Source organism: Agromyces sp. NPDC060279 (assembly GCF_042726785.1).
GTDB lineage: Bacteria > Actinomycetota > Actinomycetes > Actinomycetales > Microbacteriaceae > Agromyces.
This window is the reverse complement of the sequence record NZ_JBHXBK010000005.1, coordinates 93,206-107,324: the sequence shown is the minus strand read 5'-3', so window position 1 is coordinate 107,324 and position 14,119 is coordinate 93,206. Positions and strand designations below refer to the sequence as shown.

Annotated in this window: 15 protein-coding genes and 1 tRNA gene; 14 read left to right on the top strand and 2 right to left on the bottom strand. The window is 70.4% G+C overall.

Annotation, left to right across the window (positions count from 1 at the left end; translation table 11 throughout):
• Window positions 1-14 precede the first annotated feature (14 nt).
• Both ACFWE1_RS14215 and ACFWE1_RS14210 read left to right on the top strand, forming a co-directional pair.
• Complete coding sequence (locus ACFWE1_RS14215; protein ID WP_376934059.1) at window positions 15-419, top strand: VOC family protein; 405 nt, start codon at window positions 15-17, stop codon at window positions 417-419.
• Window positions 416-697, top strand: a complete 282-nt coding sequence (locus ACFWE1_RS14210) for a winged helix-turn-helix transcriptional regulator (protein ID WP_376934058.1) — start codon at window positions 416-418, stop codon at window positions 695-697. The genes ACFWE1_RS14215 and ACFWE1_RS14210 overlap by 4 nt, the downstream gene beginning before the upstream one ends.
• On the opposite strand, the gene ACFWE1_RS14205 is transcribed toward ACFWE1_RS14210, so the two are convergent.
• Window positions 694-1,245, bottom strand: coding sequence for a DapH/DapD/GlmU-related protein (locus tag ACFWE1_RS14205; protein WP_376934140.1), 552 nt, complete (start codon window positions 1,243-1,245; stop codon window positions 694-696). The two genes, ACFWE1_RS14210 and ACFWE1_RS14205, sit on opposite strands and share 4 nt — an antisense overlap.
• Window positions 1,246-1,391: 146 nt before the next feature.
• Here ACFWE1_RS14205 and ACFWE1_RS14200 point away from each other — a divergent pair, with 146 nt between their 5' ends.
• The 4 genes from ACFWE1_RS14200 (at window position 1,392) to ACFWE1_RS14185 (ending at window position 3,079) form a co-directional block, all read left to right on the top strand.
• Window positions 1,392-1,862 carry a MarR family winged helix-turn-helix transcriptional regulator gene (locus ACFWE1_RS14200; protein ID WP_376934057.1) on the top strand — a complete coding sequence of 157 codons (471 nt, stop codon included), beginning with the start codon at window positions 1,392-1,394 and terminating at the stop codon, window positions 1,860-1,862.
• 81 nt (window positions 1,863-1,943) lie between these two features.
• Complete coding sequence (locus ACFWE1_RS14195) at window positions 1,944-2,264, top strand: multidrug efflux SMR transporter (RefSeq protein ID WP_243569901.1); 321 nt, start codon at window positions 1,944-1,946, stop codon at window positions 2,262-2,264.
• Window positions 2,265-2,311: 47 nt separating this feature from the next.
• Window positions 2,312-2,737 (top strand): DMT family transporter, encoded by a 426-nt coding sequence (locus ACFWE1_RS14190; RefSeq protein WP_376934056.1) that lies wholly within the window; start codon window positions 2,312-2,314, stop codon window positions 2,735-2,737.
• An 18-nt stretch (window positions 2,738-2,755) separates the two neighbouring features.
• Window positions 2,756-3,079, top strand: coding sequence for an NIPSNAP family protein (locus ACFWE1_RS14185; protein ID WP_376934055.1), 324 nt, complete (start codon window positions 2,756-2,758; stop codon window positions 3,077-3,079).
• A gap of 71 nt (window positions 3,080-3,150) precedes the next feature.
• Here ACFWE1_RS14185 and ACFWE1_RS14180 read toward each other — a convergent pair.
• Window positions 3,151-3,237, bottom strand: a tRNA-Leu gene (locus ACFWE1_RS14180).
• A gap of 289 nt (window positions 3,238-3,526) precedes the next feature.
• Here ACFWE1_RS14180 and ACFWE1_RS14175 point away from each other — a divergent pair.
• The 8 genes from ACFWE1_RS14175 (at window position 3,527) to ACFWE1_RS14140 (ending at window position 14,086) form a co-directional block, all read left to right on the top strand.
• Window positions 3,527-4,312: an HAD family hydrolase gene (locus tag ACFWE1_RS14175; protein ID WP_376934054.1), complete on the top strand. Its 786-nt coding sequence runs from the start codon at window positions 3,527-3,529 to the stop codon at window positions 4,310-4,312.
• Window positions 4,309-6,819, top strand: coding sequence for a glycoside hydrolase family 65 protein (locus ACFWE1_RS14170; protein ID WP_376934053.1), 2,511 nt, complete (start codon window positions 4,309-4,311; stop codon window positions 6,817-6,819). The genes ACFWE1_RS14175 and ACFWE1_RS14170 overlap by 4 nt, the downstream gene beginning before the upstream one ends.
• 66 nt (window positions 6,820-6,885) lie before the next feature.
• A complete protein-coding gene (locus ACFWE1_RS14165) occupies window positions 6,886-7,620 on the top strand; it encodes an FhaA domain-containing protein (protein WP_376934052.1) in 735 nt (244 codons plus the stop codon).
• Window positions 7,617-8,159 carry an FHA domain-containing protein gene (locus ACFWE1_RS14160; protein WP_376934051.1) on the top strand — a complete coding sequence of 181 codons (543 nt, stop codon included), beginning with the start codon at window positions 7,617-7,619 and terminating at the stop codon, window positions 8,157-8,159. Before ACFWE1_RS14165 ends, ACFWE1_RS14160 begins: the two co-directional genes overlap by 4 nt.
• Before the next feature lie 3 nt (window positions 8,160-8,162).
• Window positions 8,163-9,392 carry a PP2C family protein-serine/threonine phosphatase gene (locus ACFWE1_RS14155; protein WP_376934050.1) on the top strand — a complete coding sequence of 410 codons (1,230 nt, stop codon included), beginning with the start codon at window positions 8,163-8,165 and terminating at the stop codon, window positions 9,390-9,392.
• A gap of 166 nt (window positions 9,393-9,558) precedes the next feature.
• Window positions 9,559-10,908 carry an FtsW/RodA/SpoVE family cell cycle protein gene (locus ACFWE1_RS14150; RefSeq protein ID WP_376934139.1) on the top strand — a complete coding sequence of 450 codons (1,350 nt, stop codon included), beginning with the start codon at window positions 9,559-9,561 and terminating at the stop codon, window positions 10,906-10,908.
• Entirely contained in the window at window positions 10,905-12,359 is a 1,455-nt protein-coding gene (locus ACFWE1_RS14145) for a peptidoglycan D,D-transpeptidase FtsI family protein (protein ID WP_376934049.1), read from the top strand. The genes ACFWE1_RS14150 and ACFWE1_RS14145 overlap by 4 nt, the downstream gene beginning before the upstream one ends.
• Window positions 12,356-14,086, top strand: coding sequence for a serine/threonine-protein kinase (locus ACFWE1_RS14140; RefSeq protein WP_376934048.1), 1,731 nt, complete (start codon window positions 12,356-12,358; stop codon window positions 14,084-14,086). Before ACFWE1_RS14145 ends, ACFWE1_RS14140 begins: the two co-directional genes overlap by 4 nt.
• Window positions 14,087-14,119 lie beyond the last annotated feature (33 nt).

Below are 14,119 nucleotides of genomic sequence, written 5' to 3'. Positions count from 1 at the left end.
CAAGTATGACCCCCATGAGTCTCTTCATCAGCTGTCCCGTCACGGACGTCGAACGCGCGACCGCCTTCTACACCGCCCTCGGCTGGGTCCTCAACACCGAGATGTCGGATCACAACGTGTCCTGCTTCGCCATCGCCCCCGAGCAGTACGTCATGCTCTCCAGCCGCGAGATGTACGCCAGCGTCGGCGGCACCGAGGAGCTGATCGGCGGACCCGACACCCCCTCGAAGGTCACCGTCTCCTTCGACCTCCCCAGCCGCGAAGCGGTCGACGAACTCGTCGAACGGGCCAGGGCCGCCGGCGGTCGCATCGGCGACATCGACGACTACCCGTTCATGTACCAGCGCCAGTTCGACGACCCCGACGGCTACCACTACTCGCCGTTCTGGATGAAGCCGGACACCGATCAGACCGCGTGAGCGACCTCGCCGCCGCCCTCGAGATCGTCGGCTCGCGCTGGGCCCTCCGCATCGTCGAGCAGTTGCTCGAGGGCCCGCAGCGCTACGGCGACCTGCAGCGCGAGCTCGGGGCGCCGACGAACATGCTCGCGATGCGCCTGCGCGAGCTCGAGGAGGCGGGCGTGCTGTACCGGCTGCCGCTCAAGCACAACACCCGGGCGTACGCCCTGACCGAGCGCGGCCTCGCCCTGCGCGACGCGATCACCGCACTCGGGCGCTGGGCAGCCGAGCAGGCCTAGGCGCCGCCGAGGTCGCGCCGCACGACCTGCCCGGCGGCGCTGACGAGGTGGTTCGACGGCACATCCTTCGCCACCACCGCACCGGCGGCCACGACCGACCCCGATCCGATCCGCACGCCGGGGGTCACCGTGACGTTCGCCCCGAGCCAGACGTTCTCGCCGATCACGATGGGGGCGGTCGTGATGCCGTCGAACCGCTCGCCGGGAGCCACCGGATGCCCCGCGGTGCAAAGGGTGACGCCGGGGCCGATCATGCTGCGATCCCCGATGACGATGCCGCCGAGGTCGTAGAACGAGCAGTTCTGGTTGACGAAGACCTGCTCCCCGAGCTCGATGTTGAGGCCGTGGTCGCAGAAGAAGGGCGGAAGGATCACCGCCGTCGCCGGCAGCGGCCGCCCCAGGATCTCGGCGAGCAACGCATTGCGGGTCTCCACGTCGCGATGCCGCAGCACGTTCAGCCGGGAGGTCAGGTCCATCACGACATCCACCCTCGCCGCGGCGGCGCGCGACGCCTCGGTGCGCCGGGGGATCAGCTGCTCGCCCTGCATGATCGGCACGCTCCTCTGCTCTCCTCGCCGGGCTCGGCCTCGGCACTCGCGGCGCCATCCTGCCACCGATGCGCGGGGACGACCGGATCGACCCGCTTCGGAGAAAGGCTTGACACACCCCATCGGCCTCCCGATAAAGTAACTGCATGCGCAAGCAACTTGAGGATTCGATGTCGACGGCCGCCACGGCGGATGCCTGGGCGCAGCTCTCGCTCCTGGCCTCTGCCGTCGACTCGGAGCTCGATCGCTGGCTCGGCGACGCCTTCCGCGTGAGCGCCACCGAGCTGCGGGCCCTCGAGCTGCTGAGTCGGGCGAGTGACAAGGAGCTCCGCGTGAACGAGCTCGCTCAGCGCATCGGACTCAATGCCAGCTCAGTCACTCGCCTCGTCAACCGCCTCGAGGCGAAAGGGCTCGCCCGGCGCGACCTCTGCGCCGACGACGGACGCGGGGTCTACGCCGTCATCGACGAGGCCGGCGAGCGACTGCTGGCCGACGCCCGACCCGCCGCCGACGCGCACCTGGCGAGCGTGCTCAGCCAGCTCGCCGCCCGGTTCCCGCAGCTCGACGCCGGGGCGACGAAGCGGGCGCTGAGCGAGGTCGGCGACCGGATCGGGTAGCCCGCGGGGGCACCATCCATCAACGCGGCTTGCCTATTTCGTTGCATGTACAGACAGTTATCTCTCCCGAAAGGACCGAACATGAGTTGGATCGCACTCGGCATCGCCGTCGTCTTCGAGGTGTTCGTCGGCTTCGCCGCCGGCAAGGCGGACGGGTTCAGGAACCTCTGGTGGACGATCGCCACCCTCCTCGGCGGCGGCATCGCCACCTTCTTCCTGAGCCTCGCCCTGCTCACCTTCGACGTCGGCGTGGGCTACGCCATCTGGACGTCGGTCGCGGGCGTCGGGATCGTCATTGTCGGCGCACTGTTCTTCCAGCAGCGGCTCACCAAGCAGAAGGCCATCGGAATCGCGGCCGTCATCGCCGGCGTGATCGGGCTCAACCTCGCCAGCAGCGTCTGAGCGGGCCTCGACCTCACGACCTCTCTCTCACGGAAACGGACACCATCATGAACATCGACTCCTCCTCCCCTCGGACGCACACCGGACGGGCCTGGGCGGCCCTCGTGATCGCGGGCGCCTTCGAAGTGGGCTATGCCCTGAGCGTCAACGGCAGCGCCGGATTCACCAACCTCGTCTGGTCGCTCGTCGCCATCGGCTTCTTCGTCCTCACACTCCTCTTCCTGAGCATCGCGCTGCGCTCGATCGACGTCGGCATCGGCTACGCCGTCTGGGCGGGCATCGGGGCGGTCGGGGCGGCGCTCCTCGGTCCGGTGTTCTTCGACGAGACCATGACCCCGGTGAAGGCGCTCTGGCTCGCCCTCATCATCGGCGGTGTCGTCTGGTTGAAGCTCGCCGACAGCCCCGCGCTCGGACGACGGGCCGAGAAGTCCGGCGGCCGGGTGTCCGCGGGGGCTGCGAGCATGGAGCTCTGACCGAGGAAGGAGGCCGCGGTGATCACCTGCGTCGTCGACTACACGATCGATCCGGCCGAGACCGAGGCGTTCGAGCGGTTCGCCCAGGCGTGGATGCGACTCGTCGCCGAACACGGCGGCATCCACCACGGATACTTCCTGCCCGCCGAGGGGGCGAGCGACCGGGCGCTGGCGCTGTTCTCGTTCCCGTCGCTGGCCGCCTACGAGCAGTACCGCGCACGGTTCGGGGTCGACCCCGAGTTCATCGCGGCCGATCGCATCCGCGACGCGAGCGGCTGCGTGCTCAGGTACGAACGCACCTTCATGCGCCCGCTGCTGCCGGCGGACCTGCCGGGGCGCTGAGCATCCGCCCGGCACGGCACGCACCCGGGAACGACGAAGGCCCCGGCGAATCCGCCGGGGCCTTCTCGTGGTGGTGCGCAAGGGGGGAGTTGAACCCCCACGCCCTTTCGGGCACACGGACCTGAACCGTGCGCGTCTGCCTATTCCGCCACTTGCGCATGCCGGCACTCGCGTGCCAGCCGATCGAGACTAACACTTCACCCGCCCGAACTCCATTCGGCGGTCGCCCGCCCGCGAGCTGCCCGACGAACGAGGGCGCGCGCCCGTTCGCGTGGCGCTGCCGACGAATCGTCGTGCAACTCGCGCCCCGGCGCCCGGCACGACGCCTTCGAACCCGCTGAGCGTCCTCGCCTCCCCTCGCGGGCCGCGCGCCTCCGGGCATAGCATCGGACGCGGGTGTTGACGCCCAGACCGACGTGACGACGACGACGTGACGAAAGGACCGGCGTGACTACCGTCGACCCCTCCCCCGACCTCTCCCCCATCCGTGCGTGGCTCTTCGACCTCGACGGGGTGCTGACGCCCACCGCGGTGGTGCACATGCACGCCTGGGCGCGGCTGTTCACCCCCTACCTCGCCGAGCACGGCGCGGCGCCGTACACCGAGGCCGACTACTTCGCGTACATCGACGGCAAGCCCCGCTACGACGGCGTGCGCAGCCTGCTCGCGAGCCGGGGCATCCGCATCCCGGAGGGCGAGCCGAGCGATCCGCCGAGCGCCGACACCGTGCACGGCCTCGGCAACCGCAAGAACGCCGTCTTCACCGACACCCTCGCCGAGGAGGGGGTCTCGCCCTACCCCGCGAGCGTCGCCTTCCTCGATGCGATCGAAGCGGCCGGATGCCTCGCCGCGGTCGTGTCGAGCTCGAAGAACGCCCCCGAGGTGCTGCGCGCCGCCGGCCTCGCCGCGCGCTTCGAGGTCGTCGTCGACGGCGGCTACGCGGCAGCCGAGCACCTGCCCGGCAAGCCCGCGCCCGACACCTACACCCGCGCGGCCGAGCTGCTGGGCGTGCCGTCGACGGTCTGCGCCGTCGTCGAGGACGCCGAGTCCGGCGTGCAGGCCGGCGCCGCCGGCGACTTCGGCCTCGTCGTCGGCGTCGACCGCGGCGTCGGACGCGATACGCTGCTGCGGCTCGGTGCCGACGTCGTCGTCGACGAGCTCGACGAGCTCGTCCCCTCGCTCAGCACCGCACCGCCCTCCCCCGACCCCACGACCGGAAAGCGCACTGCATGAGGTTCGCCGACACCGACCCGCTGAACCGCACCCGGTTCCCGCTCGACGAGTGGGCGCTGGTCGAGACCGATTTCCAGGCCGACGATCAGGGCCGCACCGAAACCCTGTTCGCCGTCGGCAACGGCTACCTCGGCCTGCGCGGCAACATCGAGGAGGGCCGCGACGGCTTCGCGCACGGCACCTTCGTCAACGGCTTCCACGAGACCTGGCCGATCCGGCACGCCGAGGAGGCGTTCGGCTTCGCCCGCGTCGGCCAGACGATCGTGAACGCGCCGGACGCGAAGATCATCCGCCTCTACGTCGACGACGAGCCCCTCGTCATCACCGAGGCCGAGATCCTCGCCTACGAGCGCCGGCTCGACTTCCGCACCGGCGTGCTGAGCCGCTCGATCGAGTGGCGCACCCCGGCCGGCAAGCGCGTGCTCATCACGAGCCGGCGCATGACGAGCTTCGTCGACCGGCACCTCGCGGTGCTCGACTACGAGGTCGAGCTGCTCGACGCCGACGCCGCGGTCACGATCACGAGCCACATCCTGAACCGCCAGGACGGCCGCGACGAGTACCGCTCCGGCGTCACCGAGGCCCCCGGCGCCTTCGACCCGCGCAAGGCGGAGACCTTCACCGAGCGCGTCCTGCAGCCCCGCGTGAAGCGGCAGCACGGCGACCGCTACCTGCTCGGCTACCAGACCACGAACTCCGGGATGGCCCTCGCGGTCGGCGCCGAGCACGCGATCGCGACCGACAACCCGTACACCGAGACCGGCACGATCGACGACGACCTCGCGAAGCACACGTACCGCGTGCAGGCGAAGCAGGGCCACCCGATCCGCGTCACGAAGCTCGTCAGCTACCACTCGGCCCGCTCGGTGCCGGCGCGCGAGCTCGGCGACCGCGCCGACCGCACGCTCGACCGGGCGCTCGAGCAGGGCGTCGCCGAGCTCTTCACGCAGCAGCGCGACTGGCTCGACGACTACTGGACCCGCTCGGACGTCGAGGTCGCCGGGCAGCCGCTGCTGCAGCAGGCGATCCGGTGGAACCTGTTCCAGCTCGCCCAGGCCTCCGCCCGCACGGACGGCGGCGGTGTCGCGGCGAAGGGCGTCTCGGGCTCCGGCTACGGCGGCCACTACTTCTGGGACTCCGAGATCTACGTCATGCCGTTCCTCACGTACACGGCGCCGATCGTCGCTCGGAACGTCATGCGCTTCCGCCAGAAGATGCTGCCCGCGGCCCGCGCCCGCGCGCTCGAGCTGAACCAGCAGGGCGCCCTGTTCCCCTGGCGCACGATCAACGGCCTCGAGTCGAGCGCGTACTACGCGGCGGGCACCGCGCAGTACCACATCGACGCCGACATCTCCTACGCACTGATGCACTACGTGCAGGCGACCGGCGACGAGGACTTCCTCGCCCGCGGCGCGATCGACATCCTCGTCGAGACGGCGCGGATGTGGGAGGACCTGGGCTTCTGGCGGCACAACGCCGACGACGTGTTCCACATCCACGGCGTGACCGGGCCCGACGAGTACACGACGGTCGTGAACGACAACCTGTACACGAACGTCATGGCCAGGGCGAACCTCGAGGACGCGGCGAGCGCCGTCGACCAGCTGCAGGTGCGGCATCCGCTCGAGTACCACAAGCTCGTCGAACGGCTCGGCGTCACCCCGGCCGAGGTCGCCGGCTGGCGCCGTGCCGCGGCGCACATGCACATCCCCTTCGACGAGAAGCTCGGCGTGCACCCGCAGGACGCCGCGTTCCTCGACAAGGAGCTGTGGGACCTCGAGCAGACCCCCGAGCAGCTGCGCCCGCTCCTGTTGCACTACCACCCGCTGGTGATCTACCGCTTCCAGGTGCTGAAGCAGGCGGATGTCGTGCTGGCCCTCTTCCTGCAGGGCGACCGCTTCACGACCGAGCAGAAGCTCGCCGACTTCGAGTACTACGACCCGCTGACCACGGGCGACTCGACGCTGTCGGCGGTCGTGCAGTCGATCATGGCGGCCGAGGTCGGCTACCACGAGCTCGCGCTGCGCTACTTCCGTTCCGCGCTGTTCGTCGACCTCGCCGATCTGCACCACAACGCCGCCGACGGCGTGCACGTCGCCTCCACGGGCGGGGTGTGGAGCGCGCTGGCGTTCGGCTTCGGCGGCTTCCGCGACCACAAGGGCAAGTACGGCTTCGATCCGCGGCTGCCCGACGGCTGGGACGAGCTCACCTTCCGCATCACGCTGCGCGGGGCCCGGATCCGCGTCACGGTGCAGCCCGAGTCGATCCGCTTCGCCCTCGAGACGGGCGAGCGGGCGGAGCTCGCGGTGCGCGGCACGCCGGTCGTCGTCACCGCCGACGCGGAGGTCTCCGTGCCCCTCGACGGGCAGGGACCGCGCATCCTCGGCCGGCCGACGATGCGCGACGTGGAGGGCGCCCGACGGGCCGACGGCACGCTGCTCACGGCCTCGGTACCGACGCTCTCGCTCGACGTCGACGAGGGGGATGCGACCATCCCCCTGGACTGATCACCCAGCATTTTCAGCCGCTCGCGCTAACATGACGCGAAGTCAGACACCGGAATCGGGAGACCTGTGGGCCTACTGGACAACTTCGAGAAGGGTCTCGAGCGCGCCGTCAACGGCGCGTTCGCGAAGACCTTCCGTTCCGGACTCCAGCCGGTGGAGATCACCTCCGCGCTGAAGCGCGAGATCGACACGAAGGCCGCGGTCGTCTCGCGCGACCGCGTGCTGGTGCCGAACACCTTCACGGTGCGGATGTCGGCGGAGGACTACGACCGGATGTCCCGGCTTGGCCCGGCCCTGATCGACGAACTCGTGGACCTCGTGCAGAAGCACGCCGCGAGCCAGCGCTTCCAGTTCGCCGGCGGCATCACCATCGAGCTGCAGCCCGACGCGGAGCTCACCGTCGGCATGGTGCAGGTCGACTCGCAGAACGTGAAGGGCCAGGTCGCCTGGACCCCGGTGCTCGACGTCGACGGCAAGCGCTACCCCATCATCAAGGGCCGCACCGTGCTCGGCCGCGGCAGTGAGGCCGACATCGCCCTCGGCGACACCGGCGCCTCCCGCCGGCACGCCGAGGTGCAGTGGGACGGCTCGCGCGCGCGCGTGCGCGACCTCGGCTCGACCAACGGCACCCAGCTCGACGGCGCCCCGGTCTCCGACTCCGTGCTGGAGCCGGACTCGGTGATCACCATCGGGCGCACCCGCATCGTGTTCCGCGTCCTCGCGCAGGCCGCGGCCGCGCCGCGCCGCGAACCGGCGACGGAGCGCCACGACATGAACGGGTTCTGGGGGCCGGCCGAATGAGTCAACTCACCCTCCTCGTCCTCCAGATCGGCTTCCTGCTGCTGATGTGGGTGTTCGTGTTCGCCATCGTCTACGCGCTGCGCAGCGACCTCTTCGGTCAGCGGGTGCGCAAGCTGCAGCCCGATGCGGCGCAGGCGGGCGCACCCGTGGCATCCGGCTTCCCCAGCTCGCCGATCACCCCCGGCGGCGGCACCCGCAAGCCGCCCCCCGCCCCCGTGCCCGCCAACGGCGAGATCGCCTCGGCGCAGAACGCCCGCACGCTCGTCATCACCTCCGGCCCGAAGGCCGGCGCGGAGTTCCCGCTCGGCCGCGACGAGATCACCATCGGCCGCTCGGCGGACTCGGCGATCATCATCCGCGACGACTACACCTCGACCCACCACGCCCGGCTGATGCTGTGGAACGACCGGTGGATGATCCAGGACCTCGATTCCACGAACGGCACCTTCCTCGACGGCTCCCGGGTGAGCGTGCCGACCCCGATCCCGCTCGGAGTCCCCGTCAAGGTCGGCGCGACGACGTTCGAGCTCCGGCGGTAGCCCATGACGCACGTCAAGGCGAGCGCGGCGGTCTCCCACGTCGGCCGGGTCCGGAGCAACAACCAGGACTCCGGGTTCGAGGGCAACCACCTCTTCTTCGTGGCCGACGGCATGGGCGGTCACGCCGGCGGCGATGTGGCGAGCGCGATCGCGACGCACCGCATCGCGGAGGTCGACCGGGCCTTCACCGATCCCACGGAGGCGGCGGCGACCCTCGAGGGCGCGCTCATCGCGGCGAACCGCCGGCTCGCGGAGACGGTCGCCGAGCACTCCGAGCTGACCGGCATGGGCACGACCGTCAGCGCCATGATGCTGACCGGCGACCGCGTGGTCATCGCGCACATCGGCGACTCCCGTATCTACCTGCTCCGCTCCGGCGAGCTCAATCAGGTCACGATCGACCACACCTTCGTGCAGCGGCTCGTCGACGCCGGGCGCATCACCGCCGAGGAGGCGATGGTGCATCCGCGCCGCTCGGTGCTGATGCGCGTGCTCGGCGACGTCGAAGCCTCTCCGGAGATCGACACGATGGTGCTCGAGACCCGGCCGGGCGACCGCTGGATGCTCTGCTCCGACGGCCTCTCCGGCGTCGTCTCCTTCGAGGAGATCCACGACTTCCTCGCGAGCGACCTGAGCGCCAAGCCGGTCGCCGAGCGCCTAGTCAAGGCCTCCCTCGACGGCGGCGCCCCCGACAACGTCACCGTCATCGTGGTCGATGTCGGCGAACCGCCGGCGCCGGAGACCCCGGGCGTCATGGTCGGCTCCGCCGCCGCGCCGCTCGCGTTCAAGACGCCGGAGCCCGCGCGGCCCCGCGGCATCCGGCTCACGCCGTTCCGCCCGCATCCGGTGCAGGAGACGCACTTCGAGCCCGACTCGGTCGACTACTTCGACGAGCTGATCGAGGAGGACGAGCGCCGCCGGCGCCGCCGCCGCATCGTCTGGGGCGCCTGGATCGTGCTGCTCGTCGGCGCCATCGTCGCGGCCTTCGTCGTCGGCTACCAGTGGACGCAGACCCGCTTCTACGTGGGCGAGCACAATGGCCGCGTCGCGATCTACCAGGGCATCCAGCAGAACCTCGGGCCGATCTCGCTGCACGAGCTGCACACCGAGACGACGATCGACGTGTCCGAGCTGCGCACCTACGACCAGCAGCGGGTGGAGCAGACGATCAGCGCCGACTCCTACTCCGAGGCCTCCCGCATCGTGCAGCGATTGGAGGCGTCGCTTGACTGAGCCCACCGCCCCCATCTCGTCGGGTTCCCCGAGCTCGGCTGGTTCCCCGAGCTCGGCTGGTTCCCCGAGCTCGGCTGGTTCCCCGAGTTCGGCTGGTTCCCCGAGCTCGTCGAGGGGAGCCCGCCGCGCCGCGCGGGCCGCCGGCGAGCCGACGCCGCCCTCCGGCATCCGCCGCATCCGCCTGCCGCAGAAGCTCCGCAACCTCGAGCTCGCCCTGCTGCTCTTCGCGTGCGCGATCAACGCCGGCGCGATCGTGCTCGTGCAGCTGGGCGCCCTCGGCGCCATCGACACCCAGTTGATCCTGCTCGGCGCCGGCCTCTCGGCGCTCGTGCTGGCCCTGCACATTTCGATGCGCTTCGTGGCGCGCGACGCCGACCCCTTCCTGCTGCCGATCGCCACGCTGCTGAACGGCATCGGCATCGCGATGATCTACCGCATCGACATCGCGGAGGGCGACACCGGCTGGGACAGCGCCGCCGTGCGCCAGATCGTGTGGAGCGCCATCGCGATCGTCTGCGCGATCACGACGATCCTCCTGATCCGCAACCACCGCGTGCTGTTCAAGTACACCTACCTGTCGGGCCTCGTCGCGATCGTGCTGCTGCTGCTGCCGCTCGTGCCGGGACTCGGCGACGACCACGACGGCGCCCAGGTGTGGATCTCCATCGCCGGGGTCATGAACTTCCAGCCCGGCGAGATCGCGAAGATCGCGCTGGCGGTGTTCTTCGCCGGCTACCTCGTGCGCAACCGCGACTCCCTCTCGATGGTGGGCCGCACCTTCCTCGGCATGCGCTTCCCGCGGGCGCGCGACCTCGGGCCGCTGCTCGTGGTCTGGGCCCTGTCGATGGCGGTCATCGTGTTCCAGCGCGACCTCGGCACCGCCCTGCTCTACTTCGGCCTGTTCCTCGTCATGCTGTACGTCGCGACCGGTCGGCTGTCGTGGATCGTGCTCGGCCTCTCGATGTTCCTCGCCGGCGCCCTCATCGCGAGCCAGGTGCTCGAGTACGTCGGCAACCGCTTCGCGAACTGGCTGAACCCCTTCGACCCCGCTCGCTACGAGGCGGAGGTCGGCGGCAGCTACCAGCTCGTGCAGGGACTCTTCGGGCTCTCCAACGGCGGGCTGATCGGCACCGGCTGGGGGCAGGGCCGCCCCGACATCACGCCCGTGCCGCAGTCCGACTACATCATCGCGAGCCTCGGCGAGGAGCTCGGCCTCGCCGGCATCTTCGCGATCCTCGCGCTCTACCTGCTGTTCGTGTCGCGCGGCTTCCGGATCGGCTTCGCCGGGCAGGACGATTTCGGCAAGCTGCTCGGCGTCGGGCTCTCCTTCGTCGTGGCCCTGCAGGTGTTCATCGTCGTCGGCGGCGTCATGCGCGTCATCCCGCTCACCGGCCTGACGACCCCGTTCCTCGCGGCCGGCGGATCCTCGCTCGTCGCGAACTGGATCATCGTGGCGCTGCTGTTGCGGCTGTCCGATACGGTCCGCAACCATCCGAGGCTGGTGATCGACGGATGAACCGCGAACTGAAGCGCATCACGATCCTCGTCTTCGTCATGTTCCTGTCGCTCTTCGTCGCGTCGACGATCGTGCAGTACGCGCAGGCGGAGGCCCTGGCCAACGACCCGCGGAACTCGCGCACGCTGTACGAGAGCTACTCGGTCGAGCGCGGGCCGATCCTCGTCGGCGGCGAGCCGATCGCGTACTCGCAGCCCTCCGACGACGACTACAAGTTCCAGCGGGTCTACGCGAACGGCCCGCTGTACGCCCCGGTCACCGGCTTCCTCCCCATCAACGGCGAGGCGACCGGGCTCGAGCGCTCGCTGAACTCGTATCTCAGCGGGCAGTCCTCCACCCAGTTTTTCGACCAGCTGAACCGCCTGATCTCGGGGCAGGACCCGATGGGCGCCTCCGTCGAGGTCGCGATCGACCCCGTCGCGCAGCAGGCGGCGTGGGACGCGCTCGGCGACTACACGGGCGCGGTCATCGTGACGGAGCCCTCGACGGGCCGCATCATCGCGATGGTCACGAAGCCCACCTACGACCCGAACACGCTCGCCGTGCACAACAGCGGACAGGTGCAGGAGACCTACCAGGGCCTCGTCGACGACCCGTCCGACCCGCTCTACAACCGCGCCACCGGCGGCGACATGAACCCCCCGGGCTCGGTGTTCAAGCTCGTGGTCACCGCGGCCGCACTCGAGTCCGGCAAGTACACGCCCGAGAGCACCTTCCCGAACCCGGCGTCGATCACGCTGCCCGGCACCGATGCGGTCGTGCGCAACACCGACGGCGGCACGTGCGGCGGCGGCGCCCAGGTGACCCTCGCGGACGCGCTCCGCCTCTCGTGCAACATCCCCTTCGCCGAACTCGGCATGGCGCTCGGCGACGACGCGATCCGCGAGCAGGCCGAGAAGTTCGGCTTCGACACCGAGTTCGACATCCCCACCGCGACCCAGCCCAGCACCTACCCGGCCGTGCTCGACGAGCCGCAGACCGCGCTGACCGCGTTCGGTCAGGGCGACGTGCGGGCGACGCCGCTGCAGATGGCCATGGTCTCCGCCGCGATCGCGAACGGCGGCATCGTGATGAACCCGAACCTGGTCGACCAGATCACCGCCCCGGACTTCACCCCGCTGCAGGAGTTCCAGAAGAGCGAGTTCGGCCGTGCGATCAGCAAGGAGACGGCCGACACCATGGTGCAGATGATGGTGAACGGCGTCGAGAACGGCGCCGCGAGTAATGCAAGAATAGACGGCGTCAGCGTGGCTGGGAAGACGGGCACCGCGGAGAACGGCGAGAGTGATCCGTACACTCTCTGGTTCACCGGTTTTGCCCCGGCCGACGCCCCCCAGTATGCGATCACGGTCCTGGTGGAAGACGGCGGGGGACAAGGGCAAGAGGGGTTCGGCAACGGGATTGCCGCACCGGTGGCGAAACAGGTACTAGAGGCGGTGCTGAACAAATGAGACCGAGCGCAGGGCTCACCTTCGGTGGGCGCTACGAACTGCAGTCGCGCATTGCGATCGGCGGCATGGGCGAGGTGTGGCAAGCCACCGACCTCGTGATCGGCCGGCAGGTCGCCCTCAAGATCCTGAAGGACGAGTACCTCGGCGACCCCGGCTTCCTCGAGCGCTTCCGCGCCGAGGCCCGGCACGCCGCACTCGTCAACCACGAGGGCATCGCCAACGTCTTCGACTACGGCGAGGAGGACGGCAGCGCCTACCTCGTCATGGAGCTCGTGCCCGGCGAGGCGCTCTCGACCATCCTCGAGCGGGAGCACGTGCTCTCGACCGACAAGGTGCTCGACATCGTGGCCCAGACGGCCGCGGCGCTCCAGGCCGCCCACGCGGCGGGCCTCGTGCACCGCGACATCAAGCCGGGCAACCTGCTGATCACGCCCGACGGCCGGGTGAAGATCACCGACTTCGGCATCGCCCGCATCGCCGACCAGGTGCCGCTGACGGCCACCGGCCAGGTGATGGGCACCGTCCAGTACCTCTCGCCCGAGCAGGCCTCCGGCCACCCGGCGTCGCCGACGACCGACATCTACTCGCTCGGCATCGTCGCGTACGAGTGCCTCGCCGGCCGCCGCCCGTTCACAGGCGAGTCGCAGGTCGCCATCGCGATGGCCCAGATCAACGAGACGCCGCCGGAGCTGCCGGTGACGGTCTCCGAGCCGGTCCGCAACCTCGTCTACGCGTGCATCGCGAAGAACCCGGCCGACCGTCCGCAGTCCGCCGCGCATCTCGCTCGGGCCGCGACCGCGCTCCGCCGCGGCGACGTGCAGGCCGCGGCCGCCGCGGTCCCCGCCGTGCTCGGCACGGGCGACGGCACCGCGGCGACGCTCCTGCTCCCCCAGCAGGGCGCGCCCACCGCCGCCACGACCGTGCTCGCCGCCGGCGCCGGCGCGGCCCTCTCCGCCGACGGCACCGCCGAGGGCGACGAGACCGCGGACGGCAAGAAGAAGCGCAGCAAGTGGACCTGGCCGCTCATCATCCTGATCGCGATCCTCGCGATCGTGCTGATCGGCATCGTCGTCGCGCTCATGATGAACGGCAACGGCAAGGCCGCCCCGTCGACCTCGAGCAAGCCGCCGACCACCTCCAGCGCACCGCCGAGCTCCAGCGCACCGCCGACCTCCGAGGCGCCCGACACGATCCAGATCGATCGCGCGCACTACATCGGCATGAACATCGATGCGGCGCGCGCCGAGATCGACGGCCTCGGCCTCCCGGTCAACGCCGTCGAGGGCGGTCCCGCGACCGAGCCCGGCCTCGCCAACACGGTGTCCGACGTGAACCCGAGCGGCCCGGTGCAGCCGGGCACGACGATCACGCTGACCTACTACGGCGAGCCCGAGACCCCGTCGGCCCCGGGTTCCGCGCCCTCGGTCGACCCGGCCTCCGTCACCGCCGGGCAGTCGTTCACCGTCTCCTGGCCCGCCGCGAGCTGCCCCTCGGGCCAGACGCTCTCCGGGTACAGCATCACCGTCGACGGACCGGCCTCGCAGCCCTCGCCCGTCTCGGCCGATGTGCGGCAGGTCACGATCGCGACGAACGCCGACGCCACCGGCCAGGTGAACGTGAGCTACAGCTACTTCTGCGGTCAGCTGAGCTCGCCGTCCTCCCCGGCCGCCACCGTGACCATCGAGGAGTCGCCGCTGCCCGGCAACGAGCAGCCCGACGGAAACTGACGCGGACCCCCGCCGCTCCATCGCGCGAGTCCT